The organism is Streptomyces chryseus (genome assembly GCF_014650755.1).
Lineage (GTDB): Bacteria > Actinomycetota > Actinomycetes > Streptomycetales > Streptomycetaceae > Streptomyces > Streptomyces chryseus.
Window position 1 is genome coordinate 198,153 of the sequence record NZ_BMVO01000002.1, and the last position, 25,464, is coordinate 223,616.

At 73.2% G+C, this 25,464-nt stretch carries 22 protein-coding genes; 11 read left to right on the forward strand and 11 right to left on the reverse strand.

Translation table 11 applies throughout. The annotated features are described in order from the left end of the window. The first annotated feature begins 4 nt into the window (after positions 1-4). The 4 genes from IE185_RS05530 to IE185_RS05545 all read left to right on the forward strand — a co-directional run bounded on the left by IE185_RS05530 (position 5) and on the right by IE185_RS05545 (position 6,354). Positions 5-910 carry a diacylglycerol kinase gene (locus IE185_RS05530; RefSeq protein WP_138897688.1) on the forward strand — a complete coding sequence of 302 codons (906 nt, stop codon included), beginning with the start codon at positions 5-7 and terminating at the stop codon, positions 908-910. A gap of 73 nt (positions 911-983) precedes the next feature. Further along, positions 984-3,803, forward strand: coding sequence for a DEAD/DEAH box helicase (locus IE185_RS05535; protein ID WP_138897687.1), 2,820 nt, complete (start codon positions 984-986; stop codon positions 3,801-3,803). Positions 3,804-4,091: 288 nt separating this feature from the next. Continuing rightward, positions 4,092-5,489 carry a cytochrome P450 gene (locus IE185_RS05540; protein ID WP_189714735.1) on the forward strand — a complete coding sequence of 466 codons (1,398 nt, stop codon included), beginning with the start codon at positions 4,092-4,094 and terminating at the stop codon, positions 5,487-5,489. A 208-nt stretch (positions 5,490-5,697) separates the two neighbouring features. Beyond that, the gene (locus IE185_RS05545; protein ID WP_138899018.1) at positions 5,698-6,354 is read left to right on the forward strand and encodes a TetR/AcrR family transcriptional regulator; all 657 of its coding nucleotides are present in this window, start codon (positions 5,698-5,700) and stop codon (positions 6,352-6,354) included. A gap of 118 nt (positions 6,355-6,472) precedes the next feature. On the opposite strand, the gene IE185_RS05550 is transcribed toward IE185_RS05545, so the two are convergent. The 6 genes from IE185_RS05550 to IE185_RS05575 form a co-directional block, all read right to left on the reverse strand. After that, positions 6,473-7,129 carry a fasciclin domain-containing protein gene (locus IE185_RS05550; protein ID WP_189714737.1) on the reverse strand — a complete coding sequence of 219 codons (657 nt, stop codon included), beginning with the start codon at positions 7,127-7,129 and terminating at the stop codon, positions 6,473-6,475. Between the two features lie 206 nt (positions 7,130-7,335). Next, positions 7,336-8,700, reverse strand: coding sequence for a cryptochrome/photolyase family protein (locus IE185_RS05555; RefSeq protein WP_138899020.1), 1,365 nt, complete (start codon positions 8,698-8,700; stop codon positions 7,336-7,338). Positions 8,701-8,804: 104 nt separating this feature from the next. Continuing rightward, positions 8,805-9,569 carry an anti-sigma factor gene (locus IE185_RS05560; RefSeq protein ID WP_138909414.1) on the reverse strand — a complete coding sequence of 255 codons (765 nt, stop codon included), beginning with the start codon at positions 9,567-9,569 and terminating at the stop codon, positions 8,805-8,807. Beyond that, the gene (locus IE185_RS05565; protein ID WP_373303691.1) at positions 9,566-10,150 is read right to left on the reverse strand and encodes a sigma-70 family RNA polymerase sigma factor; all 585 of its coding nucleotides are present in this window, start codon (positions 10,148-10,150) and stop codon (positions 9,566-9,568) included. The genes IE185_RS05560 and IE185_RS05565 overlap by 4 nt, the downstream gene beginning before the upstream one ends. A gap of 264 nt (positions 10,151-10,414) precedes the next feature. Continuing rightward, on the reverse strand, positions 10,415-11,257 hold the full coding sequence (locus IE185_RS05570; protein WP_189714739.1) for a siderophore-interacting protein: 843 nt from the start codon (positions 11,255-11,257) through the stop codon (positions 10,415-10,417). A 58-nt stretch (positions 11,258-11,315) separates the two neighbouring features. Further along, on the reverse strand, positions 11,316-12,221 hold the full coding sequence (locus IE185_RS05575) for a 5'-3' exonuclease (RefSeq protein WP_138898539.1): 906 nt from the start codon (positions 12,219-12,221) through the stop codon (positions 11,316-11,318). 304 nt (positions 12,222-12,525) lie between these two features. Between IE185_RS05575 and IE185_RS05580 the strand changes: the two genes are divergently transcribed. After that, on the forward strand, positions 12,526-13,125 hold the full coding sequence (locus tag IE185_RS05580) for a helix-turn-helix domain-containing protein (RefSeq protein WP_138898538.1): 600 nt from the start codon (positions 12,526-12,528) through the stop codon (positions 13,123-13,125). Positions 13,126-13,132: 7 nt separating this feature from the next. Next, on the forward strand, positions 13,133-13,843 hold the full coding sequence (locus tag IE185_RS05585) for a helical backbone metal receptor (protein ID WP_189714741.1): 711 nt from the start codon (positions 13,133-13,135) through the stop codon (positions 13,841-13,843). Here IE185_RS05585 and IE185_RS05590 read toward each other — a convergent pair. Continuing rightward, complete coding sequence (locus tag IE185_RS05590; protein ID WP_189714743.1) at positions 13,782-14,921, reverse strand: TDT family transporter; 1,140 nt, start codon at positions 14,919-14,921, stop codon at positions 13,782-13,784. The genes IE185_RS05585 and IE185_RS05590 overlap by 62 nt on opposite strands. 181 nt (positions 14,922-15,102) lie before the next feature. Here IE185_RS05590 and IE185_RS05595 point away from each other — a divergent pair, with 181 nt between their 5' ends. Together IE185_RS05595 and IE185_RS05600 are read left to right on the forward strand one after the other, a co-directional pair. Continuing rightward, positions 15,103-15,981 (forward strand): LysR family transcriptional regulator, encoded by an 879-nt coding sequence (locus IE185_RS05595; RefSeq protein ID WP_229843374.1) that lies wholly within the window; start codon positions 15,103-15,105, stop codon positions 15,979-15,981. Between the two features lie 36 nt (positions 15,982-16,017). Next, the gene (locus tag IE185_RS05600) at positions 16,018-16,455 is read left to right on the forward strand and encodes a hypothetical protein (protein ID WP_189714745.1); all 438 of its coding nucleotides are present in this window, start codon (positions 16,018-16,020) and stop codon (positions 16,453-16,455) included. 211 nt (positions 16,456-16,666) lie between these two features. Here IE185_RS05600 and IE185_RS05605 read toward each other — a convergent pair whose 3' ends face one another. The 3 genes from IE185_RS05605 to IE185_RS05615 all read right to left on the reverse strand — a co-directional run bounded on the left by IE185_RS05605 (position 16,667) and on the right by IE185_RS05615 (position 19,809). Next, positions 16,667-17,383 (reverse strand): gamma-glutamyl-gamma-aminobutyrate hydrolase family protein, encoded by a 717-nt coding sequence (locus tag IE185_RS05605; RefSeq protein WP_138896611.1) that lies wholly within the window; start codon positions 17,381-17,383, stop codon positions 16,667-16,669. A gap of 97 nt (positions 17,384-17,480) precedes the next feature. Further along, the gene (gene eat, locus IE185_RS05610; RefSeq protein WP_138896612.1) at positions 17,481-18,950 is read right to left on the reverse strand and encodes an ethanolamine permease; all 1,470 of its coding nucleotides are present in this window, start codon (positions 18,948-18,950) and stop codon (positions 17,481-17,483) included. Between the two features lie 130 nt (positions 18,951-19,080). After that, positions 19,081-19,809 (reverse strand): FadR/GntR family transcriptional regulator, encoded by a 729-nt coding sequence (locus IE185_RS05615; protein ID WP_138896613.1) that lies wholly within the window; start codon positions 19,807-19,809, stop codon positions 19,081-19,083. A 77-nt stretch (positions 19,810-19,886) separates the two neighbouring features. On the opposite strand from IE185_RS05615, the gene IE185_RS05620 reads away from it, so the two are divergent. The 3 genes from IE185_RS05620 to IE185_RS05630 are packed head-to-tail and all read left to right on the forward strand — an operon-like array spanning position 19,887 to position 23,444. Beyond that, entirely contained in the window at positions 19,887-21,260 is a 1,374-nt protein-coding gene (locus IE185_RS05620) for a glutamine synthetase family protein (RefSeq protein ID WP_138896614.1), read from the forward strand. Positions 21,261-21,268: 8 nt separating this feature from the next. Beyond that, a complete protein-coding gene (locus tag IE185_RS05625) occupies positions 21,269-22,633 on the forward strand; it encodes an aldehyde dehydrogenase family protein (protein ID WP_138896615.1) in 1,365 nt (454 codons plus the stop codon). A gap of 4 nt (positions 22,634-22,637) precedes the next feature. Further along, entirely contained in the window at positions 22,638-23,444 is an 807-nt protein-coding gene (locus IE185_RS05630) for a 3-oxoacyl-ACP reductase (protein ID WP_138896616.1), read from the forward strand. Between the two features lie 47 nt (positions 23,445-23,491). Here IE185_RS05630 and IE185_RS05635 read toward each other — a convergent pair whose 3' ends face one another. Continuing rightward, complete coding sequence (locus IE185_RS05635) at positions 23,492-24,694, reverse strand: amino acid deaminase/aldolase (RefSeq protein WP_138896617.1); 1,203 nt, start codon at positions 24,692-24,694, stop codon at positions 23,492-23,494. Between the last annotated feature and the right edge of the window lie 770 nt (positions 24,695-25,464).

Consider the following 25,464-nt stretch of genomic DNA (forward strand, 5'->3'; position numbering starts at 1 on the left):
CCGGGTGACCAGTGAGATCACCCTCTTCGTCAATCCCACCGCGGGCCGCGGCCGGGGCGCGCACGCCGCGCAGCCGGCCGCTTCCGCGTTGCGGGGCGCGGGATTCTCCGTGCGCACGGTCCTCGGCCAGGACGCGGACGACGCCCTGCGGCGGGCGCGCGAAGCAGTCGCGGGCGGGACCGGGGCCCTCATAGCCGTCGGCGGGGACGGCATGGTCTCGCTGGCGCTGCAGGCCGTCGCCGGGACGCAGACTCCGCTGGGCGTGGTCGCCGTCGGGACCGGCAACGACTTCGCGCGGACGCTCGGCCTGCCCGTGCGGGACCCGGCCGGCGCCGGGGCGCTGGCCGCCGAGGCGCTCAAGGGCGGCCGGATCGCGGACGTCGACCTGGGGCGGGTGGGGGAGAAGTGGTTCGGGACCGTCCTCGCCTCCGGGTTCGACTCGCGGGTCAACGACCGGGGCAACCGGATGCGGTGGCCCAGCGGGCGGTTGAAGTACGACCTCGCGATGGTCGCGGAGCTGGCCTCCTTCAAGCCCGTCCCGTACCGGATCACGCTCGACGACGGGGACGTGCACGAGGTCGAGGCGACGCTGGTGGCCGTCGGGAACGGGACGTCGTACGGCGGCGGGATGCGCATCTGCGCCGGCGCGCGGACCGACGACGGGCTCTTCGACGTCACGGTGGTCGGCGACTGCTCCCGTACGACGCTGATCAAGGTCTTCCCCCAGGTCTACCGGGGCACGCACCTCGGCCACCCCAAGGTCACCGTCCACCGGGCGGCCAGGGTGGAACTGGCCGCGCGGGGGAGCACCGGGTACGCCGACGGGGAGCCGCTGGGCGCGCTGCCGCTCACGGCCGAGTGCGTGCGGGGCGCGGTCAGGGTCCTCGGCGCGCGGGATCTCCAAGCCTGACTTCGCGGGATTTCCAAGCCCGATTTAAAGATCGGGCTGACTGTCATACGTGGCGGGTAGGCTCGAAGACAAGATGACAGAGGACCTTTCCCCAGCTGAGCGTTACGCCGCTGCCCGGACCCGCGCCGCCGAGCAGGCCACCGCGCTTGCGCCCTTCCGCGAGCTGTACGACTTCGAGCTGGACCCGTACCAGATCGAGGCGTGCAAAGCCCTGGAAGCCGGGAAGGGCGTGCTCGTGGCCGCCCCGACCGGATCCGGCAAGACCATCGTGGGCGAGTTCGCCGTGCACCTGGCGCTCGCCGAGCGCCGCAAGTGCTTCTACACCACGCCCATCAAGGCGTTGTCGAACCAGAAGTTCCAGGACCTGGTGAGGCGCTACGGCGCCGACAAGGTCGGACTGCTGACCGGCGACAACAGCGTCAACGCCGACGCCCCGGTGATCGTCATGACCACCGAGGTCCTGCGGAACATGCTGTACGCGGGATCGCAGGCGCTGCGCGGGCTCGCCTATGTGGTGATGGACGAGGTGCACTACCTCTCCGACCGCTTCCGCGGCGCCGTCTGGGAAGAGGTGATCATCCACCTCCCCGATTCGGTGACCCTCGTGTCGCTCTCGGCGACCGTGTCCAACGCGGAGGAGTTCGGCGACTGGCTGGACACCGTCCGCGGCGACACCGAGGTGATCGTCTCCGAGCACCGGCCCGTGCCGCTGTGGCAGCACGTGCTCGCCGGGCGCAAGATGTACGACCTCTTCGAGGAGTCCGACGACGGCAGGGGTGGCCGGCGCGAGGTCAACCCCGACCTGGTGCGCATGGCCCGGATGGAGAACAGCAGTCCGTTCGCGCGCGGCCGAGGCCGCGGCAACCTGCGGGAGGCCGACCGGGAGCGGGAGCGCAGACAGCGCAGCCGCATCTGGACGCCCGCGAGGCCCGAGGTCATCGAGCGGCTCGACAGCGCGGGCCTGCTGCCCGCCATCACCTTCATCTTCAGCCGGGCCGGCTGCGAGGCCGCCGTACAGCAGTGCCTGTACGCGGGCCTGCGGCTCAACGACCAGGACGAGCGCATGCTGGTGCGCGAGATCGTCGAGGAGCGCACGGCCTCCATTCCCGGCGAGGACCTGCACGTCCTCGGGTACTACGAATGGCTGGAGGGCCTGGAGCGGGGCATCGCCGCGCACCACGCCGGGATGCTGCCGACGTTCAAGGAGGTCGTCGAGGAGCTGTTCGTACGCGGACTGGTCAAGGCCGTCTTCGCGACCGAGACGCTGGCGCTCGGCATCAACATGCCGGCCCGCTCGGTGGTGCTGGAGAAGCTCGTCAAGTGGAACGGCGAACAGCATGCCGACATCACCCCCGGCGAGTACACCCAGCTGACCGGCCGGGCCGGGCGGCGCGGCATCGACGTCGAGGGCCACGCGGTGGTGCTCTGGCAGCGCGGCATGGACCCGGGGGCGCTCGCCGGACTGGCCGGGACGCGCACGTACCCGCTGCGCTCCAGCTTCAGGCCGTCGTACAACATGGCGGTCAACCTGGTCGAGCAGTTCGGGCGGCACCGGTCGCGCGAACTGCTGGAGACGTCCTTCGCCCAGTTCCAGGCCGACAAGTCGGTCGTCGGGATCTCGAAGCAGGTCCAGCGGAACGAAGAGGGGATCGAGGGCTACCGGGAGGGCATGACCTGCCACCTCGGCGACTTCGAGGAGTACGCGCGGCTGCGCCGCGAACTCAAGGAGCGCGAGACCGAGCTGGCCAAGCAGGGTGCCACGCAGCGGCGGGCCGCGGCGGCCGCGTCGCTGGAGAAGCTCAAGCCCGGTGACGTCATCCACGTGCCCACCGGCAAGTTCGCGGGACTGGCTCTGGTGCTCGATCCGGGGCTGCCGGCCGGGCGCGCCAACGGGCACCGCGGGTTCGACCAGCACGACGGGCCGAGGCCGCTGGTGCTGACCGCCGAGCGGCAGGTCAAGCGGCTCGCTTCGATCGACTTCCCGGTGCCGGTGGAGGCGCTGGAGCGGATGCGGATCCCGAAGTCGTTCAACGCGCGCAGCCCGCAGTCGCGGCGTGACCTGGCCTCCGCGCTGCGGACCAAGGCCGGGCACATCGCGCCGGAGCGGCACCGTAAGCAGCGCGCGGCGGCGGCCGACGACCGCGAGATCTCACGGCTGCGCACCGAGCTGCGCGCGCACCCGTGCCACGGCTGCGACGAGCGCGAGGACCACGCCCGCTGGGCCGAGCGCTACCACCGCCTCCAGCGGGACACGCGGCAGCTGGAGCGGCGCATCGAGGGGCGGACGAACACCATCGCCCGTACCTTCGACCGGATCTACGCTCTGCTGACCGAGCTGGACTACCTGCGCGGCGACAAGGCCACCGAGCACGGCAAGCGGCTCGCCCGGCTCTACGGCGAGCTGGACCTGCTGGCGTCCGAGTGCCTGCGCGAAGGGGTGTGGGAAGGGCTCAAGCCGGCCGAACTGGCGGCGTGCGTCTCGGCGTTGGTCTTCGAGGCGCGGCAGGCGGACGACGCGGTCGCGCCGAAGGTGCCGACCGGGCCGGCGAAGGCCGCACTGGGCGAGATGGTCCGCATCTGGGGCAGGCTGGACGCCCTGGAGGAGGACTTCAAGATCAACCAGGCGGAGGGCGTCGGCCAGCGCGAGCCGGATCTCGGCTTCGCCTGGGCGGTGTACATGTGGGCCTCCGGCAAGGGGCTCGACGAGGTGCTGCGCGAGGCGGAGATGCCGGCGGGCGACTTCGTCCGCTGGTGCAAGCAGGTCATCGACGTCCTGGGGCAGATCGCGGCGGCGGCGCCGTCGTCGGCCGAGGGCAGTACGGTCACGAAGAACGCGCGCAAGGCGGTGGACGCCGTGCTGCGGGGCGTCGTCGCGTACTCGTCGGTGGGCTGACGGTTCGTCGTCGGGATGCGGTGCCGGTGGTGTTGTTCGGCGTCGCTGCTGCCGCTCCGGTGTCGTTGGCGCTGTTGGTGTTGGTGCTTCTGGTGCGCCGCTTCCTCCGGGTCCTCACGTGTGAGGCTCGGAGGAAGCGGCGCATTGGTGTGAGCGGGGCCAACGGGGCCTGTGTGGCGCGTGGTTGGAGTTATCCACAGGGCTGGTGTGGTGTCGGACCTGTGCGCTTCGATAGGTCGTGCGAAGCGCACCGCACGGAGTGCGCCGTCCGAGCAGGGGAGTCCCGTCATGACCACGCACACCGGTACCGCCTCCGGCGTACAGCCCAAGGAGCCGGGGACGCCGGGGACGTCGGGGACGCCAGGGACGACCGTGGCGGGTCCGCGCGGGGTGCCGGTGCTGGGCAATCTGCCGCAGTTCGGGAAGGACCCGCTCGCCTTCTTCGAAGGGCTGCGGGCCCGGGGGGACATGGTCCGCTGGCGGTTCGGCCCCAAGCCGTCGCTGTTCCTCGCCGATCCGGAGCACATCGGTGAGCTGATGAGGGAGACGGAGGGGACGTTCGACCAGCCTGAACTGGGCATCGCCTTCCGCACCGTGATGGGCAACGGCGTGGTGGTGGCGCGGGGACAGGACTGGCGGCGCAAGCGCTCGCTGGTGCAGCCGTCCGTACGGCCCAAGCAGGTGCGGTCGTACGCCGCCACGATGGCCGAGTGCGCCGTGGAGCTCGCCGACCAGTGGTCCGGCGGCGAACGGATCGACATCAAGCGCGAGATGGCCGTCCTCACGCAGCGGATCGCCGTCCGCACCATCTTCGGCGCGGACATCGGCGCGGACGCCGAGGCGATCGGCCGGGCGATGGATGTCGCGCAGCGGGAGATCGGGGCGGAGTTCAGCGGCATCGGGGCGCTGCTGCCGGACTGGGTTCCGACCCTGGGCAGGGCCAGGATCAAGCGGGCCTCGGCGGTCATCGACGCGGAGGTCGCCCGGGTCGTCGCACAGCACCGGCAGGGCGACGGGGAGCGCCCCGACCTGCTGAGCAGGCTGCTCACCGCGCAGGACGAGACCGGGGCGCGGCTCTCGGACGCGGAGATACGCGACGAGACGGTCACCCTCTACATCGGCGGCCACGAGACGACCAGCAGCACGCTCGTGTGGGCCTGGTACCTGCTCGCGCGCGAACCGAGGGTGCGCCAAGCCCTCACCGCGGAACTGGAGAGGGTGCTCGGTGACCGCGAACCCGGTTTCGAGGACTACGCCCGGCTGACCTACGCGCAGTCCGTCGTGAAGGAGACGCTGCGGCTGTATCCGACGATCTGGCTGCTCACCGGGGTGGCCAGAGAGGGGGCGAGCATCGGCGGGCTGCCGCTGGTCGCGGGGACGCGGGTGTGGAGCAGCCAGTGGGCCACCCATCGCGACCCCCGGTGGTTCCCGGAGCCGGAGGAGTTCCGGCCCGAGCGGTGGAACCCGGACGGCGGCGACGAGATACCGGAGTACGCGTGGTTCCCGTTCGGCGGCGGGCCGCGGGTGTGCCTCGGGGCGCGGTTCGCCATGGTCGAGGCCGTGCTGGTGCTGGCCGTGCTGGCGCGGCGGTTCGACCTGGACGTGGACCCCGGTGAGATACGGCCGGTGCCGTCGCTCACCCTCCAGCCGGACCGCGAGGTGCTGGCCACCGTACGGGCCCGGTAGCCACATCGGGCGGATCGGGCGGATCGGGCGGAGTGGCGGAGCGGGGGGCAGGAGCCGCGGGGAGTGGCCGTGGCGCCGGGCGGGTGCCGGGAGTGGCCGGGGTGGCGGGCGGGCGCTGGGAGCGGCAGGCAGCGGGCGCGTCCGGGAGCGGCCGGGGTGGCGGGCCGGCGTCGGGGGCGGGCGGGGCTGGTGTGCGACGATCGGTGGCATGAGCACCACAGGACGGCGGGTCGGACGGCCGCGCGCCCAGCAGCGGCCGGACAGCGGTCTGACCCCGCGCGAGGAACTCCTCGAAGCGGCGGCGGAGTTGTTCACGACTCACGGCTACGCGGCCACGACGACCCGCGCCGTCGCCGAGCGTGCCGGGATGCGCCAGGCGACGATGTACCACTACGTCGCGGGCAAGGAGGAGTTGCTGGCCGGGCTCCTGGAGTCCACCGTCGCCCCGTCCCTGGTGCTGGCCCGCCGGCTGCTCTCCGATGGCACGGCGTCGGCCGAGGCCAGGCTCTGGCAGCTCTGCCGCTCCGACGTCGAGCTGTTGTGCGGCGGCCCGCACAATCTCGGCGCGCTGTACCTGCTGCCCGAGGTGCGCACCGAGGCGTTCTCCGGCTTCCGCCAGGTGCGGGCGGACCTCAAGGCCGCCTACGGGCAGCTGCTCGCCGCGACGGAGGCCTGTGGCGGACTGGACGCCGATGAACTGGCCCTGCGTACGGACCTGGTGTTCGGGCTCATCGAGGGCGTCATCCTGATCCACCGCTCCGACCCGGGCCGCCCGCCCGAGTCCTTCGCCGCCGCGACGGCCGACGCGGCCCTGCGCATCGCCGGTGCCGCGACGCGCGTGGCCGGCTGGCCCCGGGCCGGCTGAGCGCCGGGCGGGGCGGGCGCAGGGCAGGCCGGGTGCCGGCATCGGCCGGGGCGGCTGAGCCGCTCGGGCCGGTCACGGCGGTCGTCGGACGGTGGTCACCCGGGCACCGGTACGGCGGCTACTTGGGCATCAGGACGGTGTCGACGATGTAGACGGTGGCGTTGGCCGTCGGGACGTTGCCGCAGACCACGTTCGACGTGTCGTTGACCTTGTACGACTCGCCGGAGCCCGAGGTCGTCAGCATGCCCTTCTGGAGCGTCTCGAACGTGCCGTTCTCAAGCTGCTCGGGCGTGAGCTTCTGGCCCACCACGTGGTAGGTGAGGATGCTGGTGAGCGTTTCCTTGTCATTGAGGACCTTGTCGAGGTCGGCCTTCGGGATCTTCGCGAAGGCGTCGTTGGTCGGGGCGAACACCGTGATGTTCTCGGCGGAGTTGAGCGTGTCGACCAGTCCTGCCTTCTTCACCGCGGTGACGAGGGTGGACAGCGCGGGATTGTTCGACGCGGCGGTCGCCACCGGGTCCTTCGCCATGCCGTCGAAGCTGCCGGCGCCGTCCTTGGGCACCGACGCGCAGCCGGGGCCGAAGGGCTTGTCCGTCGTCGCCGCCTGGTCGCCCCCCGTGGCCTCGGAGGACCCGGAGGACTCCTGCGCCGCGGTGGGCGATCCGGCGGCCCCGCTGTCGTCGCCGTCGCCACCGGAACAGGCGGTCAGCGACAGGGGAAGCAACGCGGCCCCGGCGACGACGACGGCCAGGCGCTGGAGGCGGGTGGTCATCATGGTGGTCTCCTTCAAGCGGTACGTACGAAAGGGGGCGAGGGGACGCGGAGGTGCGCCGGGTGCGGAGCTGTTACGCCCCGCCCCGACGCCGCTTCCCGGTCTCCGCTCACACCTGCTATTCGGCGCCGCTGGAGCCGCGGATTGGTCGTTCCCCCCATCTGGTCAATCTCCGTACGTGTGAGCGGGCGGACGTGGCCCGCGCGCGGTCACAGCAGACCGCGTGCCCGCTCGAACCGGGCACGCCCCTCGGCGAGGTCCACCACCGGATCGGGGTAGTCGAAGCGGGCCCGGTCCGGTCCCGGGGCCGTCCACGGCTGGTGGACGGCGGCGCCCGCGAGCCCGGCGAGTTCGGGCACCCAGCGCCGTACGTAGTCGCCGGACGGGTCGAAGCGCCTGGCCTGGGTCAGCGGGTTGAGCAGCCGGTTGGGGCGCGTGTCGGTACCGGTGCCCGCCACCCACTGCCAGTTGAGCTGGTTGTTGGCGATGTCCCCGTCCACCAGCAGATCAAGGAAGTGCCGGGCGCCCACCCGCCAGTCGACGTACAGCGTCTTGGCCAGGAAACTCGCCGTCAGCAGCCTGCCCCGGTTGTGCATCCATCCCTCGTGCCGCAGCTGGCGCATGGCCGCGTCCACCACCGGATAGCCGGTGCGGCCCTCTCGCCAGGCGGCGATCTCCCGCTCGTCCGTACGCCAGCGGTCGCCGCGCGCGCGGTAGTCGGTCCACGAGGCGGCCGGGCGGGCCGCGAGGACCTGGTAGTGGAACTCCCGCCAGGCGAGCTGGCGTACGAACGCGTCCGCGCCGGGGCCCCCCTTCTCCCGCGCCCGCCGGACCGTCTCGGCCGCCGAGAGGCAGCCGAAGTGGAGGTAGGGCGAGAGCCGGGACGTGGCGTCACCGGAGAGGTCGTCCTGGCCTTCTCCGTACGCCTCGACGCCGTTGGCCAGCCAGCCGCGCAGACGCTTGCGGGCCTCGTGCTCGCCGCCCCTCGCCAGAGCGGGCGACGTCCCCGCGACCGCCGCGCGGGACGGCAGGGGCTCGCTGTCGACCGTGTCGGGCACCCGTACGGCCCGGGGCGCTTTCCCGGTGTCGCGGACGCCGGCCGCCTCCCACTTGCGCAGGAACGGGGTGAAGACGGCGAAGTGGTCCTTGCCGGCCGGTGTGACACGCCCCGGCGGTACGGCCGTGACGACCGCGTCGTGGACGTGCAGCGCGCACCGGTCGCCGGCGAGGGCGGCGCGCAGCCGTTCCTCGCGGTGCGCGGCGTAACCGCTCACCCCGGCCGCGACATGCACCTGCGTGGCCCCGCACCGGGCCACCACACGGCAGACCTCCTCCACCACCTCGCCGGTACGGACCACCAGGCGCCCGCCCCGCTCGCGCAGCCCCGCGTCCAGCGAGGCCAGGCAATCGGCGAGGAAGGCGCGGCGGTTGGGCGCGTCGAAGCCGGCCTCGGCCACGCCCCGGTCCCGCACGAAGAGGGGCACCACCTCGTCGGCCCCGCGCAGGGCCGCCCCGAGCGCCGGTTGGTCGTACAGCCGCAGGTCGGAGGTGAACAGCACCACGGCGACGCTCATACGTTGTCCTTGCCCTCGTGTGTCTCTCGGTCGTGTCCCCCGCCCCCGCCCCGCCTCCCCGGCCCCCGCCTCCCCGCCCCCGGCCCCCGGCCCCCGTCGTCCGGTCAGGCGGTGGGGAAGTCCATGAGGGCCAGGGCGGCCCCCGTCGGCCGCTCGGAGCCGCCCGCAGGCTCGACGGTGATCCCCATGCCGTCGGCCGTGTCGACGGGGCCCTCCATCAGCACCGCGAGCGCCGGCCCGGTGAGCGCCGAGCCGTCCATCAGCCCGGCCGGCCGCATCGTGCCGTCGTCGTCGAACCACAGTTGGTACACCTTGCCGCTGGGCGGCTCCGGCATCCCGGAGGCCAGGAAGGCCGCCTTGTTCCGTTCGCGCGAGACGACCACCGTGCCGCTCGCGCCGTCCGCCAGCTTTCCGGTGGTGACCTTGGCGTCCGGCGCGGCCAGCACCGAGGCCAGCTCCTCCGACTGCCGCTCGGAGCGCCGCGCCTCCTCGCGGGCGTCACTCGCCTCCTGCTGCTGCCACACCGCGACGCCGCCGAAGGCGGTGGCCGCGGCGACGCAGGCCGCGAGGACGAAGCGGGGCAGCGCGCGTCCCCGGCGCCGGGCGCCCGAGGCGGGGGAGGGCTGCTGGACCTTGGGCGGGTCCTGGCGTTCGGTGGTGATCCGCCGCATCACCTGTTCCTTGAGCGCGGCCGACGGCGTCACGTTGACCGCGAGCCCCAGCCGCGCGGCGGTGGCGGTGAGTTCCCGCACCTCCTGGGCGCAGGGCGCGCAGTCCTCCAGGTGCCGCTCGAACTCGGCGCGCTCCTCGGCGCTCAGCGCGTGCAGCGCGTACGCCCCGGTCAGCGTGTGCAGCTCCGCGGTGCTCATGCGCCGACCCCCAGACAGTCGCGCAGCCGGATCAGTCCGTCGCGCAGGCGTGTTTTGACCGTGCCGAGCGGTACGGCCAGCAGTTCGGCCACCTCGCGGTAGGCCAGCCCCCGGTAGTAGGCGAGCGTCACCGACTGCCGCTGGAGTTCGGTGAGGGTGCGCAGACAGCGCCGTACCTGCTCGCGTTCGAGACGGCTCTCCACCTCCTCGGTCACCTCGTCGAAGGCAGGTGTCCGGTCCAGCAGCGCCGCCTTGCGCTCGCGGTCCGACGACGCCTGCGCGGACCGCACCCGGTCGACCGCCCGCCGGTGCGCCAGCGTCAGCACCCAGGTCATGGCCGAGCCGCGGGACGGCTGGAAGCGCGCGGCGCCCCGCCAGACCTCGATCAGCACCTCCTGGGCGACCTCCTCGGCCTGGGCCGGATCGCGGAGCACCGCGCGCACCAGCCCGAGTACGGGCCCGCAGACCGCGTCGTAGACGTGGCTGAAGGCGTCACGGTCCCCGCGGGCCACCCTGCCCAGCAGTTCCTGGAGATCGGGCGGCATCGGGGCGATGCCCCCGATGTGTACGACTTCGTTCACGCGGCTTTCCTCCACGGTGCGGACCGGCGGGCCCGGAGCTGGCTTCACTCCGCATTCGGAGCCGCCGGCCGCCCGGATTGGTTCTCGACGCAGATCGTTGCATCGCGCGGTGCCACCTCACCTCAGCCGCGCGCGGGACCGGTTGTTCGTTTCGCCCGGGATCCTGCGGGAAGCACCGCGGGCAGCCGTGCGGGCACCTTGAGGAGGGCGCAAACGCCAGGGCCCCCGCCGAGTCCGGCGGGGGCCCTGCGGAAGAAGTTTCGATCAGGCGGCGGACTCCTGCTCGCGCTCCACCTGCTCGTTCCACTCGCGCTTGACCGCGCGCCACGCGTCGTCGTCCTGGCCGAGGCGCCAGTATCCCGAGACGGAGAGCCGCTCGCGGGGGATCAGGCGGTCCACGCGAAGATGACGGCGCAGGTCCTTCACGAAGCCCGCCTCGCCGTGGACGAAGGCGTGGACGTCGCCCGCCGGGAAGTCGAGGCCGCGCACCGCGGCGATCAGGGCCTCGCCCACCGGCCTGTCGCCCCGGTGCAGCCATGTCACCGCCACCCCGTCGGGCGTGACGATCTTCTGCTCCTCCTCGGGGCCCGCCACCTCGACGAAGGCGTGCACCACGGCGCCCTGCGGCATCCGTTCCAGGGCGGCGGCGATCGCGGGGAGCGCGCTCTCGTCGCCCACCAGCAGGTGCCAGCCGGCCGCCGGGTCCGGCGCGTAACCCCCACCGGGTCCGAGGAAGCGCACCCGCTCGCCGGGCCGCACCCGCGCCGCCCACGGGCCCGCGAGGCCCGCGTCGCCGTGCACCACGAAGTCGACCGTCAGCTCGCGCTGTACGGCGTCCCAGGCGCGCACCGTGTAGGTCCGGGTGACCGGCCACTGCCCGGCCGGGAACTCCGCCCGGACGCGTGCCATGTCGAACGGCTCCGGGTAGGTCACTCCGGCCGGCGGGAACAGCACCTTGATGTAGTGGTCGGTGAACTCGTCGGCCGCGAAGCCGGCCAGCCCCTCACCGCCGAGGACGACGCGCACCATGTGCGGCGTGATCCGCTCGGTGCGCACCACCTCCGCCTCGCGGGCCTGCGGTGACGTGCGGGCCGGTCGTTCTGCCACGGCGCTCTCCCTGACTCTCGCTTGCTCGACGCTGCTTAGGCTTACCTAAGTTAACAGCCTAGCCGCGCAGTGTCGCCAGCAGCCGCTCCAGCGAACTGCCGAGTCCCCACCGCGCCGCCAGCGCGTCGAGCGCCGCCGGGTCGCGCGGCTCGGCCGGCAGCGCCGGGTCGAAGGCGGGCAGCGGTACGTCGGAGGCGACGCGCACCACCTTCGGCGCCACGGCGACGTAGTCCCGCGCCTCGTCCAGCCGCTTGCGCTGCGACGGCGTCAGCTTGGAGGAGGGGTCCGCGACCGCCGCCATGATCCCGGCCAGGTCGCCGTAGGCGTCGATGAGCTTCGCGGCCGTCTTCTCGCCGATGCCGGGGACGCCCGGCAGTCCGTCGCTCGGGTCGCCGCGCAGGAGTGCCAGGTCGACGTACCCGGGCCCGTTCACGCCGTACTTCTCACGGAGCCACGCCTCGTCGGTGAGCTGGAGGGTGCCGACGCCCTTCAGCGGGTACAGGACGCGCACCCCGCGGGCGTCGTCGACCAACTGGTAGAGGTCACGGTCGCCCGTGACGATGTCGACCGGCCCGGGGGCCGTCCCCGCGAGCGTGCCGATCACGTCGTCCGCCTCGTACGGCTCGACACCCACCCGGGCGATCCCGAGCGCGTCCAGGACGTCCTCGATGACCGGCACCTGCGGCGAGAGGGTGTCCGGGATCTCCTCCTCGTCGGGCCCGGTGACGGTCAGTTCGGCGACCCGGTGCGCCTTGTACGAAGGGATCAGCTCCACCCGCCAGTGCGGCCGCCAGTCGGCGTCCATGCAGGCGACGAGGTCGTCGGGATGGTGGTCCTGCACGAGCCGGGTGATGAAGTCGAGCAGGCCGCGCACGGCGTTGACGGGCGTGCCGTCCGGGGCGCGCACGGAGTCCGGGACCCCGTAGTACGCGCGGAAGTAGAGGGAGGCGGTGTCGAGGAGCATCAGGCGTCGCGTCACACCCCGATCATGCCGTACGCCCCCGCGCGCCGTAGGCCGCCGAAGCGACCGGCCGGTGAACCGAATCGTTCTTGTGGTCGGCCATTACCGAGAAAGTGGCGCCGACGGCCCGTGCGGACGCGTCACCGCAGGTCCGCCGAGGGGTGGGACTCGTCTTGTGGCGAGGCCCGCCCCTCGGTGCTGTCCTGGACAGGGGGGTCTTCCCTGACGTATGTACGAAACCGGCGGGCGAAGCTGCGTAGGCTGCATTCAGCGTCGACGACCACGAGACAGGGAGGGAGCCGGAGCGATGGACGACAAGGAAACCCTTCGGGTCGGTACGGCCGTCCGGAGGCGCCGCAAGTCCCTGGCCCTCACCCTGGCCACGGTCGCGGCGCGCAGTGGGCTCTCGGTGCCCTTCCTCAGCCAGATCGAGAACGAACGGGCCAGACCCAGCCCCCGCTCCCTGGAGCGGGTGGCCAAGGCGCTGGAGACCTCCGCGGCCGAGCTGATCGCCGCCGCGGACTCGGGCCGTACGGTCGATGTCGTACGGGCCGGGCAGTACGACGGCGCACCCGTCGAGGCCGTGCGATGCGTGGTGCGCGGCAGGCACCAGCTGCGGGCCACCGAGTACACCGGGGAGCAGGACACCGGACGCGAGTTCCAGCACCACGGCGACGAGCTGATGTACATCGCCGACGGCGCCGCCGAGGTGGAGGCGGAGGGCCGCGCGTACCGGCTGGAGCGCGGTGACACGCTGTTCCTGTCCGGTGGCGTACGGCACCGGTGGCGGGCCACCGAGGAGGGCACCCGGATCCTCGTCGTCGCGGCGGCCGGCACCGTCGGGCACGACGACGACACCGACGCGGGCCCCGGCCTCCACGGCGGCGACGCCGGTCACGACGGCTGACGGGCCCGTGCGCGTCGTCTCCCTCGTACCGTCGCTGACCGAGGCCGTCGCCGTGAGCGCGCCCGGCCTGCTCGTCGGGGCGACCGACTGGTGCAGCCACCCGGCGGACCTCGACGTCGTCCGTGTCGGCGGCACCAAGAACCCGGACGTCGAGGCGATCGTGCGGCTGCGCCCGGACCTCGTGGTCGCCAACGAGGAGGAGAACCGCGAACCGGACCTCGCCGCCCTCCGGGACGCCGGGCTCACCGTCATGGTCACCGTGATCCGCGACCTGCCCGAGGCCCTCGCCGAGCTGGAGCGCGTGCTCGTCGGCGGCTGCGGCCTCGCCGCCCGCCCCGGCTGGCTCGACGCGGCCGAGGAGGCGTGGAGCGGCGCGGCGGCCGACGGCCCGCGGCGCACGGCGATCGTGCCGGTCTGGCGCAGGCCGTGGATGGTCCTGGGCCGCGACACGTTCGCCGGGGACCTGCTGGACCGGCTCGGCGTCGACCACCTCTACGCAGCCCACCCCGAGCGCTACCCCCGCGTCCCCCTCGACGCCCTGCGCGCCGCCGGGGCGGACCTCGTCGTCCTGCCCGACGAGCCCTACCGCTTCACCGCCGACGACGGCCCCGAGGCGTTCCCCGGGCTGCCCGCCGCGCTGGTCAGCGGGCGCCACCTCACCTGGTACGGGCCGTCCCTGGCCGAGGCGCCCCGGGTGCTGCGAGCAGCACTCCGCTGACCAGGCCGCGCAGCGTCCGTACGCCCGCGACCGCCCACGCGAGAACGAGCCCCGCGTACAGGGCCGCCGCCAGCCAGCCGAGGGCGTCGAGCCCGGTGTGGCGGGCGAGCCCGGCGGCGCCCGTCACGCACGTACCGACGGGGAAGGTGAACGCCCACCACGTCATGGCGAACGGCATGCCGTTCCTGGCCGCCCTGACCACCATCGCCGCCGCGAGCGCCAGCCACATCAGCGCGAAACCCATCACCGGCACGCCGTAGAGGACCGCGAACGTGCCGAGCGCGTCGGCGTACGGAGCGCCGATCGCGCCAGGGGCCACGTCCGCCAGGGAGTTGACGGCGGTGGTCGACTGCCCCAGCGGCCCGAGGACCAGGAACAGGGCGGGGGTCAGCGCGAGCGGCAGCGGCCCGCCGTGGACGAGGCGGCCGAAGATCAGCGGCAGCATCAGCAGTGTGGCGAGCAGGCTGAGGCCGAACATCGCGTAGCAGGCGAGCAGCATGGCCTCCCGCCACTGGCCCGCGGGCAGATGGGGGACGAGCTGGGGGCCGAGGGCGGCCGAGACCATCGGCGCCACCACCGGGAGCAGCCACACGGGCGAGGCACTGCCCGGCTCGACCCGGTGCCGTACGACCATCAGGTACGGGATCGCCACAGCGGCCGTCAGGCCCACCGCCGTCCCCAGGCACCACAGCACCGCCCCGGCGCCGAGCGCGGTCGGTGGGCCCACGACGTCCCCGCCCACCGTCACGGTGGCGCCGCCGACAGCGAGCAGCGCCATGGCGAGGCAGCCGTAGAACGGGGCGACCGCGGGGTCGAGGAGATGCGCGCCTGCCTGGTCGCGGTGGAACGCCCAGTGGCCGGCCCGCGCGAGCAGCAGCCCGCCGAGCAGCACGACGGACAGCCCCCAGACGGCGGTGAGCGCGGGGCGCAGGCCGGGGAGGGCGAAGGGGAGGGCGGCGCCCGCGTTGGCCACGATGGCGGTGCCCATGACCGTGGCGTACCAGTTGGGCCCGAGATGGCGCAGGGCGGGCAGGCGCGGGGCGGCGAGGAGGGGACGCGACTGCGCGTACGTGGCCATGGGGCCAGCGTGGACGTACCGGGCAGACCCCACCAGGGACGATTGTTGTATGAGGTCATAAACTGACGTTATGAGCCTCGACGACCCAGGTAACGGTCACGCCTCCGGCCCCGATCCCGGGTTCGGCCAAGCCCCCGGCGACCGGGCGCCGCTCGCCCACCGGGTGCCCGACCTCGGCGCCATGGAGCTGCTGCTCGGTGTGGCCCGGCTCGGCAGCCTGGGGCGCGCGGCCCGCGAGCTGGGCATCAGTCAGCCCGCCGCCAGCAGCCGCATCCGCTCCATGGAACGCCAGCTCGGTGTCGCCCTCGTCGACCGTTCGCCGCGCGGCTCGCGCCTCACCGAGGCCGGCGCGCTCGTCACCGACTGGGCCCGCCGGGTCGTGGAGGCGGCCGAGGCGTTCGACGCCGGGGCGCAGGCGCTGCGCGGGCGGCGCGACTCGCGGCTGCGGGTCGCCGCCAGTATGACGATCGCGGAGTACCTGCTGCCGGGCTGGCTGATCGCGCTGCACGGACAGCGCCCGGGCACGGCGGTCTCGCTGCTCGCGGGGAACTCCGCCGCCGTCGCGCAGCGCCTGCTCTCCGGGGAGGCCGATCTGGGCTTCGTGGAGGGCCTGTCCGTACCGGACGGTCTCGACGGCGTCGTCATCGGGCACGACCGGCTCGTCGTGGTCGCGGCCAAGGAGCACCCCTGGGCGCGCAGGCGCCGTCCGGTGGCCGCGCGGGAACTGGCCGAGGCGTCGCTGATCCTGCGCGAGAAGGGCTCCGGCACCCGGCAGGTCCTGGACGCGGCGCTGGGGGAGTACGGCGGCCTCGCCGTCCCCCTGCTCGAACTCGCCTCCACGACAGCGGTGAAGGCGGCGGCCGTCAGCGGCGCCGGGCCCAGCGTCCTCAGCGAACTCGCCGTACGGGAGGAACTGGCCTCCCGCCGGCTGGTCGAAGTCCCCGTCGAGGGCGTACGGCTGAGCCGCGATCTGCGCGCGGTCTGGCCGACGGGACCCAAGCCCACCGGGCCGGCCCGTGACCTGCTGGGGCTGACGCGTCCGGCTCCGGGCAAGGGTTGACCGTTTGTCACGGCTGTGAGCGGATACCCGAAGAGCATGACTGAACAGGACAAGAACACCAAGACCAAGGCCACCGCGACCCGAGCCGCCAACGGCGCCACCGGCAAGGCCGCGAACGCGACCGGCGCCGCCAAGTCCGCCGCCTCCGGCACCACGGCCAAGGCCGGGGCCACCGCGGGCACCGCCAAGGCCGCCGCGTCCGACACCACCGCGAAGGCCGCCGACATGGCCGGCTCCGCGAAGGCCGCCGGACTCAAGGGAGTCGAGGCGAGCCGCCAGGCGCTGGGCTCCGCGGCCGGCAAGGTCGCGTCGACCGCGTCCACCGCGTGGGTGCTCCTCAACGCGCGTAAGGCCGTCGTCGCGGGCGCGGGCGCCGGCGCGGTGGCGATCGGCGCGGCGTCGTTCGTCGCGGGCCGCAAGGCCGAGCAGCGCGCCATGGGCCCGGTCACGCGCTTCCTGTCGAGCCGCATCTGACCCCGCGTCCGGCGCGAGGCCGGTGGCCGTCACGGCGCTCACGCCCGTGCCACCGCTGTCCGGGCGCCGACGCGGAACGCGCCTACCCAGGGCGCGGGCCGACGCGAGAACGGGACGGCGGCGGCCGGGTCACGGCCCCGCCACCCGTCTCGTCGGACCGCCGGCCGGCGAACTCCGCGACACGGCGGGCCGCCCCGCCCCCTCCCGCGTGTCAGGTCAGGAGCTGCCGCTCGCGCAGCGGCGCCCGGCCGAGGGCGGCAGCCGCCACCAGGGCCCGCATCACCCGCGGGTCCTCACCCATCTCCGGGTGCCACTGGACACCGAGCACCCAGTGTTCGCCGGGCAGTTCGAGCGCCTCGGGCGTTCCGTCCGCGGCGTACGCCGACACCACCAGGCCGTCGCCGATCCGGTCGGCGGCCTGGTGGTGGTACGTCGGTACGCCGGTCTCCTCCGGTACGACCGAGGCGTAGCGCGTGCCGGGCACCGGCCGCACCGTGTGCCGACCGATGACGCCGCGCCCGCCGGTGTGGCCGTCCAGGTGCTGCACCAGCGTGCCGCCGCGGGCGACGTTCAGCAGCTGCATGCCCCGGCAGATGCCCAGCAGCGGCGTACCGGACGCCAGAGCAGCCCCGATCAGGGCGAGTTCCCACGCGTCCCGCTCGCGGGCCGGCGGCCCGGTGCGGGGGTCCGGCTCCGCGCCGTACCGTACGGGCTCGACGTCCGCGCCGCCCGCGATCACCAGCCCGTCGAGGCGCGCCACCACCTCGTCGGCGTACGACGGCGTGTCGGGCGGGACCATCGCCGCGAGGCCCCCCGCCGCCTGCACGAGGCGCGGATACCCGGCCGGCAGCAGGGCGGCGGGCATGTCCCAGACACCCCACTTGGCGGGCTCCAGGTAGGTGCTGATGCCGATGAGCGGCTTGGACACGGAACCTCCGGTCGGTGCGGGTCGTAAGGGACTTGGCGGTTGTACGGGTTGTACGGGTTGTACGGGACCTGCGGGGGTGCGGGAACTCAGTCCCGGCTCACCGGTCGCGTTCGAGTTCCGCCTCGGCCTCCGCCAGGGCGGCGAACTCCTCCTCGGGCGCGGTGGCGACGAGCCGGTGGCGACTGTAGAACGCGAAGTAGGCGAGAGCGACGCCGTACACCGCGAGCGCGATGAACGCCGCGTCCTTGTCCACCAGGAACGTCGCCACCAGCGCGGACAGCGCGAGCGCGAACGCCACGGACGAGGTGAGCACGCCGCCCGGCGTGCGGTACGGGCGGTGGAGGCCGGGCTCGCGGCGGCGCAGCACGATGTGGGAGAGGGCCATCAGGGCGTACGAGATGGTCGCCCCGAAGACCGCGATGTTCAGCATCCGGGCGCCGTCGCCCGTCCCGGCGGCCAGCGCGAAACCGATCGCCCCGGGGATCAGCAGCCCGAGGTACGGGGCCTTGCGGCGGCTCGTCAGGGACAGGAAGCGCGGCAGGTAACCGGCCCGGGAGAGGGCGAAGAGCTGCCGCGACCCGGCGTAGATGAGTGAGAAGAACGAGGCGACGAGACCCGCCAGGCCCGCGTAGTTGACGAAGCGGCTGAGCGGCGTCGGATCGCCGTCCCCCTGCAGCGCCACCACCAGCGGGTTGCCCGCGTCCTGCACGGCGGCCGAGCCACGCGCGCCGGTGGCGGCGAAGAAGGTGACCAGGGCGAGCAGCGCGAGGACGGCCATGGAGATGGCGAGCGCGCGCGGCATGGACCGTACGGGATCCTTGGCCTCCTCGGCGGCCAGCGGAACACCCTCGACGCCGAGGAAGAACCACATGCCGAAGGGGAAGGCGGCCCAGATGCCGAGCAGCCCGAACGGCAGCCACGAGTTGGCGCCGAGCGCCTCCTTGTCGACCGGGATGTCGTTGAGGCCGTCCGCGCTGAACTCGGTGAACGCGCCGACCGCGAAGATCAGCAGCGCCGCCACCGCTATGGCGGTCACGATGAGGCTGAACCGCAGCGCCTCGCCGACGCCCCACAGGTGGATGCCGATGAAGATGGCGAAGCAGGCCAGGTAGACCGGCCACCCGGCGGTGAGCCCGAAGAGGTTCAGCGACTCGACGTACTGGCCGATGAAGATGGAGATGGCGGCCGGCGCCAGGATGTACTCGATGAGGATGGCGGTGCCGGTCAGGAAGCCGCCCCAGGTGCCGAGCGCGCGCCGGGCGAAGCCGTAGCCGCCGCCCGCCGTGGGCAGGATCGCGGACAGCTCGGCGAGGGAGAAGACCAGGCAGGCGTACATCACGCCCATCAGGAGGGTGGCGATCGCGAGGCCGCCGAAGCCCCCTTCGGCGAGGCCGATGTTCCAGCCGGAGAAGTCGCCGGAGACGACGTAGGCGACGCCGAGCCCGGTGAGCAGCAGCCAGCCGGCGCTGCCGCGGCGCAGGGTGCGCCGTTGCAGATAGCCGGCGTCGGCGTCAGGGGAGGCGGGTGTTACAGGTGGTGCGGTGCGCGAGTCGGTGCTGTCGGCCATGAGCCGCTCCTGCCTCGGGTCAATGGTGGGATGCCATACCTTTGTGGTCCGGCGGGTCCCGGCGCAAGGCCTGTGCGTCAAGCCGCTGTTACGGATCCGCATCGTCCGGCGTCACATGAGAGGTGAGCGGTCACATCAGGAAGCCCCGCAGCAGCGCGGCAGTGCCCGCGCAGTGCTCGCGCATCACCTCGCGCGCTCCGTCCGCGTCGCCGTCGAGCACCGCCTCGACCAGCGCGGTGTGCTGCTGCTGGGAGTGCTCCAGGTTGCGCACGAGCAGCGGGATGCAGTCGAGCAGCCCGTTCACCGTGGCGCGTACGGCGGCGTACTGCGCCGTCAGCGTCGGTGATCCGGACAGCTCGGCAAGCGTGAGATGCAGCAGCGTGTCCAGCCTGCGGTAGTCCGCGAGCGGCGCGTCGTGGGTGGCGGCGAGCGCCGCCCGCAGCCGTTGTACGCCGTCGTCCGTCAGCCCGTACGCCGCGCACAGCCCGGCCGCGCCGACCTCCAGCACCTCGCGGAAGCGCAGCGTGTCCTCCACGTCGACGGCCTCCACGCGCCGGCGCAGCTCACCCTCCCCGGAGGCGTCCGGGCGCGGCAGCACGAACGTACCGCCGTACCTGCCCCGCCTGCTCTCGACCAGCCCCTGGTCCTGGAGGACCTTCAGGACCTCGCGCAGGGTGACCCGGCTGATCCGCAGCCGGTCGGCGAGCTCGCGCTCGGCGGGCAGCCGCTCCCCGACGGGCACCAGGCCGAGGCGCAGGACCTGGAGGATCTGCTCCAGCGCCTCCTCGAATCCGTTGCCCGCCCGCACGGGCCGCAGTACGGGCGTCAGACGGTCCGCAGAATCGATTTCGCTCGCCACCTTGCGGTTTCCCCTTCCCAAGCAATGGTCTTCAGCAATACCTTATGGCTTCCGGCTGACCGAAGGAGGAACTTTCCGTGGCAGACCGCACACCCCCGCTCGCTCTTGAGGAGCTCCGCGCCCTCGTGGCGAGCGGTGAGATCGACACAGTCGTCCTGGCCTTCCCCGACATGCAGGGTCGCCTCCAGGGCAAGCGGTTCGCCGCCCAGTTCTTCCTCGACGACGTACTGGACCACGGCACCGAGGGCTGCAACTACCTTCTCGCCGTCGACACCGAGATGAACACCGTCGACGGATACGAGATGTCCTCCTGGGACAGCGGCTACGGCGACTTCGCCATGCACGCCGACCTCTCCACCCTGCGCCGCGTCCCCTGGAACGACGGAACGGCCATGCTCATCGCCGACCTGGCCTGGAACGACGGTTCACCCGTCGTCGCCGCGCCCCGCCAGATCCTGCGTCGCCAGCTGGAGCGCCTCGCCGAGCTCGGCTACACCGCGCACGTAGGCACCGAGCTCGAATTCATCGTCTTCAAGGACAGCTACGAGCAGGCCTGGGACCGCGGCTACAAGGACCTCGTACCCGCGAACCAGTACAACATCGACTACTCGGTCCTCGGCACCGGACGCATCGAACCCCTCCTGCGTCGCATCCGCAACGAGATGACCGCGGCGGGCCTGACCGTCGAGTCGGCCAAGGGCGAGTGCAATCCGGGCCAGCACGAGATCGTCTTCAAGTACGACGAGGCCCTCGTCACCTGTGACCAGCACGCCATCTACAAGACGGGTGCCAAGGAGATCGCCGCACAGGAGGGCGTCTCGCTCACCTTCATGGCGAAGTACAACGAGCGCGAGGGCAACTCCTGCCACATCCACCTCTCCCTGCAGTCCATCGAGGAGGCCGGGCGCAACGTCATGGCGGACGCCGCCGCCTCGGACGGCATGTCGCCCGTCATGCGGCACTTCCTCGCCGGACAGCTGGCCGCGCTCCGCGACTTCTCCCTGCTCTACGCCCCCAACATCAACTCGTACAAGCGCTTCCAGCCCGGCTCCTTCGCCCCCACCGCCGTCGCCTGGGGCCACGACAACCGCACCTGCTCCCTGCGCGTCGTCGGCCACGGCCGTTCCATGCGCTTCGAGAACCGGCTGCCCGGAGGCGACGTCAACCCGTACCTCGCCGTCGCCGGCCTGATCGCGGCCGGCCTCCACGGCATCGAGCAGCAGCTCGAACTGCCGGAGGTCTGCACCGGCAACGCCTACACCGGCGACTACGCGCACGTCCCCACCTCCCTGCGCGAGGCCGCCGAGCTCTGGGAGAACAGCCCCATCGCCAAGGCCGCCTTCGGAGACGAGGTCGTCGCGCACTACCGCAACATGGCGCGGGTCGAACTCCGGGCGTTCGACTCCGCGGTGACCGACTGGGAGCTTCGCCGCTCCTTCGAACGACTGTGAGGCCCGCCGTGTCCTTCGAGCACCACATCCTCAACCCGGCCACCGAAGAGGTCGTCGCCACCGTCACGGCCTCCACTGCCGCCGACGTCGACGCGGCCGTCGTACGGGCCACCGGGGCGCAGCGCGCCTGGGCGGCCGCCGCCCCCGCCGACCGGGCCCGCCTGCTGCGCCGCTTCGCCGCCACGGTGGACGAGCACATCGAGGAACTCGCCCGCCTGGAGGTCCGCGAAGCCGGCCACACCCTGGGCAACGCGCGCTGGGAAGCGGGCAACGTACGCGACCTGCTCGACTTCGCCGCCGGGGGAGTCGAGCGCCTGAACGGCCGTCAGATCCCGGTCGCGGGCGGCCTGGACATCACCCTCCTCGAACCGCTCGGCGTCATCGGCGTGATCGCGCCGTGGAACTTCCCCATGCCGATCGCCGCCTGGGGCACGGCCCCCGCCCTCGCCGCCGGCAACGCGGTCCTCCTCAAACCCGCCGAGACGACACCGCTCACCGCGCTGCGCCTCGCCGAGCTCGCCCTCGAAGCGGGCCTGCCCGAGCACCTCTTCCAGGTCCTGCCGGGCGCGGGCGACGTGGCGGGCCACGCCCTCGTCGAGCACCCCGGCGTGGCGAAGATCGTCTTCACCGGCTCCACGCGCGTCGGCAAGCGGATCATGGCCGAGTGCGCGGACCGCGTGAAGCGCGTGACCCTCGAACTCGGCGGCAAGAGCCCCAACATCGTCTTCGCCGACGCCGACATCGAGGCGGCCGCCGCCGCCACCCCGATGTCCTTCCTGGACAACTCCGGCCAGGACTGCTGCGCCCGTACCCGCATCCTCGTCCAGCGCACGGCGTACGACCGCTTCATGGAACTGCTCGCGCCCGCGATCGAGGCCGTCGTCGTGGGCGACCCGTCGGACGACAAGACACAGATGGGCCCGCTGATCTCCAGGTCCCAGCTGGAGCGGGTACGGGCGTACGTCCCCGGGGGAGCGGAAGCCATCCGCGGCAGCGCGCCCGAGGGGCCCGGCTTCTGGTTCCCGCCGACCGTCCTCACGGGCACCGCCCCGGACGCCCCCGTCGCGACGGAGGAGGTCTTCGGCCCCGTCGCCGTGGTGCTTCCCTTCGACGACGAACAGGACGCGGTCCGCCTCGCCAACGCCACCCCGTACGGCCTGTCCGGGTCCATCTGGACGCGGGACGTCGGCAGGGCCCTCCGGGTCTCCCAGGCCGTCCGGGCGGGCAACCTGTCCGTCAACTCCCACAGCAGCGTCCGCTACTCGACGCCCTTCGGCGGCTACAAGCAGTCCGGACTGGGCCGCGAACTGGGCCCCGACGCGCTCACCGCTTTCACCGAAACCAAGAACATCTTCATCAGCACGGAGGCCTGAGACCATGACCGAGACTGTTGAGAGCGCCGGCACCGACGCCGCCGTCTGCCGCCGACTCGTCGGCCGTACCGCCGTGATCACCGGCGCCGGCAGTGGCATCGGCCTCGCGGCCGCGCGCCGCCTGGCCTCCGAGGGCGCGCGGGTCGTCTGCGGCGACATCGACGAGACGGCGGGCAAGGCCGCCGCCGACGCGGTGGGCGGCACGTTCGTACGGGTCGACGTCACCGACCCGGAGCAGGTCGAGGCGCTCTTCAAGGCGGCGTACGACACCTACGGCTCGGTGGACATCGCCTTCAACAACGCCGGCATCTCGCCGCCCGAGGACGACTCGATCCTGACCACCGGCCTGGAGGCGTGGAAGCGCGTCCAGGACGTCAATCTCACCTCCGTGTACCTCTGCTGCAAGGCCGCCCTCCCCTACATGCGGCGCCAGGGCCGGGGCTCGATCATCAACACCGCGTCGTTCGTCGCGATCATGGGCGCGGCGACCTCCCAGATCTCGTACACGGCGTCCAAGGGCGGCGTGCTCGCCATGTCGCGCGAGCTGGGCGTGCAGTTCGCCCGCGAGGGCATCCGGGTCAACGCGCTCTGCCCGGGGCCGGTCAACACCCCGCTCCTCCAGGAACTGTTCGCCAGCGACCCGGAGCGGGCCGCGCGCCGGCTCGTGCACATCCCGGCCGGGCGCTTCGCGGAGGCGGACGAGATCGCGGCGGCGGTGGCGTTCCTGGCCAGCGACGACTCGTCGTTCATCAACGCCACCGACTTCCTGGTCGACGGAGGCATCGCGGGCGCGTACGTGACCCCGCTCTAGCCACCGCGCCGCGGGCCGGGCCCGGCCACGAGGCCCGGCCCGCGGCCCTACAGGAAGGTCCGCCCTTCCCCCCGGTACGTCGGTACGGTCGCCACCACGGCGTCACCCTCGACGAGCCGGAGCTCGTCGAACCGCTCGCACAGCTCGCCGGCCTTGGCGTGCCGGAACCACACCTTGTCGCCGATCAGCAGATCGTCGGCGGCCGACCCGTGCAGCGGCGTCTGCACCTCGCCGGCCCCCTCCTGGGGGTCGTACCGCAGTCCCTCCGGGAGGTACGGAACGGGCGAACGGTCGGGCCCGGCGGCCCCCGAGGCGGGATAGCCGCCGCCGAGCACCGTCACCACACCCACCCCCGGCCTGCGGACGACCGGCTGCGCGAACAGGGCGGCGGGCCGGCCCGTGAACGACGAGTAGTTGTCGAAGAGCCGCGGGAGGTACAGCCCCGAGCCCGCCGCGATCTCGGTCACCGCGTCCTCGGCGGCGGTGTGCTGGACGCTGCCGGTCCCGCCGCCGTTGACGAACTCCAGATCCGGGGCGACGGCCCGCACCGCGCGCACGACCGCCGCCCGGCGGGCCGCCAGCTCCTTGCGCGCCGCGTTCTGCATGACCCTGACCGCCCGGGAGCGCAACGGCCGGCCCGCGACCACGTCGCCCACCCCGGCGACGTGCCCCTCGTACGCCATGACGCCGACCAGGCGGAAACCGGGACGCCGGACCGCCGACCGGGCCATCTCGGCGAGCTGGGCGGGCTCCCGCAGCGGCGAGCGCAGCGCGCCGATCCGGACGCGGCCCCCGAGCAGCCGCAGCGAGGTGTCCAGCTCCAGGCAGACCCGGATCTCCTCCCGGCCGCCGTCCCTGGCCCGGTCGATCAGCTCCAGCTGCGCCGGGTCGTCGACCATCACGGTGACGGCGGCGGCGAGCTTGGGATCGGCGGCGAGCTCCGCGAACCCGCCCCGGTCCGCCGACGGATAGGCGAGCAGCACGTCCTCGAACCCGGACCGCGCGAGCCACAGCGACTCCGCCAGCGTGAACGACATGAGGCCCGCGAACCCGTCGCGCGCCAGCACCCGCTCCAGCAGAGCCCGGCAGCGTACGGACTTGCTCGCCACCCGGACCGGTTTGCCGGCGGCCCGGCGGACCAGGTCGGCGGCGTTGTCGTCGAACGCCTCGAGATCGACGACGGCGACGGGAGCGTCGAGGTGGGCGGTGGCCCGGTCGTACCTGGCCCGGTCGGCAGCGCGCGGTGTCATGGCCAGAGCTTGCCAGAGCGGATTACCACTGGGTAGGGGGATCATCCGGTCAGATGCCGCAAGGCCGGGGACTGGTTCCCCTCGGGTCCCCACCAGCCCGTAGAGTGACGCCCACGCGGTGAGGACGGCTCGAACGAACCTGCCCCGAAAGGCGATCGGGCACCGCGGGGGCACAGGCCGGGCGGACCAGGAACTGGGGGGCGGATGAACACCGAGGCACACCGCCCCCCGTACCCGCCCACGCCCCCACCACCCCAGCGGCCCCACACCACCCCACTGCCGCCCCAGCCCACACCTACGGGCCCACCGGCCCCCACCGGCGCCCCGCACCAGCCGCACCCGACGCCCGCCGGCGCCCCGGCCCGCACCAGCCTCCCGTGGCAGCCGCACCCGGTGCCCCAGCCGTCGTCCGCCGGGGGAGCATCGCAGCCGACGCCCGGTTCCTCGTCCGCCGGAACCACGGCGCGTCCGGCACCCCACCTGTCGCCCGCCGGCGGAGCGCCGCAGCCGAACCCGTGGCCCGCGTCCCCCGAGGGCGCCAGGCAGTCGCAGCCACACCCGCGACCCGGGTCCGACGCGAGCGAGCGGCAGCCGCGGCCCGCGAACCAGCCGCAGCCCGCGAGCGAGCAGCAGTCGCGGCCCGGGAGCCGGCCCTCGTCCGCCCGTGGCGTGACGCCCTCCCCGCGCCAGGCCCCCGCGGACGAGTGGACCCCTCCACCGGCCCCACCGCGTCGGCCCGGTACGCCGCCCGCGCCCGGTGGCCATGGCGG

What these genes read in the sequence shown, in the direction of transcription:
- IE185_RS05535 (WP_138897687.1), top strand. Translation starts at nt 984, where the DNA reads ATGACAGAGGACCTTTCCCCAGCTGAGCGTTACGCCGCTGCCCGGACC.
- IE185_RS05540 (WP_189714735.1), top strand. Translation starts at nt 4,092, where the DNA reads ATGACCACGCACACCGGTACCGCCTCCGGCGTACAGCCCAAGGAGCCG.
- IE185_RS05545 (WP_138899018.1), top strand. Translation starts at nt 5,698, where the DNA reads ATGAGCACCACAGGACGGCGGGTCGGACGGCCGCGCGCCCAGCAGCGG.
- IE185_RS05550 (WP_189714737.1), bottom strand. Translation starts at nt 7,129, where the DNA reads ATGATGACCACCCGCCTCCAGCGCCTGGCCGTCGTCGTCGCCGGGGCC.
- IE185_RS05555 (WP_138899020.1), bottom strand. Translation starts at nt 8,700, where the DNA reads ATGAGCGTCGCCGTGGTGCTGTTCACCTCCGACCTGCGGCTGTACGAC.
- IE185_RS05560 (WP_138909414.1), bottom strand. Translation starts at nt 9,569, where the DNA reads ATGAGCACCGCGGAGCTGCACACGCTGACCGGGGCGTACGCGCTGCAC.
- IE185_RS05575 (WP_138898539.1), bottom strand. Translation starts at nt 12,221, where the DNA reads ATGCTCCTCGACACCGCCTCCCTCTACTTCCGCGCGTACTACGGGGTC.
- IE185_RS05580 (WP_138898538.1), top strand. Translation starts at nt 12,526, where the DNA reads ATGGACGACAAGGAAACCCTTCGGGTCGGTACGGCCGTCCGGAGGCGC.
- IE185_RS05590 (WP_189714743.1), bottom strand. Translation starts at nt 14,921, where the DNA reads ATGGCCACGTACGCGCAGTCGCGTCCCCTCCTCGCCGCCCCGCGCCTG.
- IE185_RS05595 (WP_229843374.1), top strand. Translation starts at nt 15,103, where the DNA reads ATGGAGCTGCTGCTCGGTGTGGCCCGGCTCGGCAGCCTGGGGCGCGCG.
- IE185_RS05600 (WP_189714745.1), top strand. Translation starts at nt 16,018, where the DNA reads ATGACTGAACAGGACAAGAACACCAAGACCAAGGCCACCGCGACCCGA.
- eat (WP_138896612.1), bottom strand. Translation starts at nt 18,950, where the DNA reads ATGGCCGACAGCACCGACTCGCGCACCGCACCACCTGTAACACCCGCC.
- IE185_RS05630 (WP_138896616.1), top strand. Translation starts at nt 22,638, where the DNA reads ATGACCGAGACTGTTGAGAGCGCCGGCACCGACGCCGCCGTCTGCCGC.
- IE185_RS05635 (WP_138896617.1), bottom strand. Translation starts at nt 24,694, where the DNA reads ATGACACCGCGCGCTGCCGACCGGGCCAGGTACGACCGGGCCACCGCC.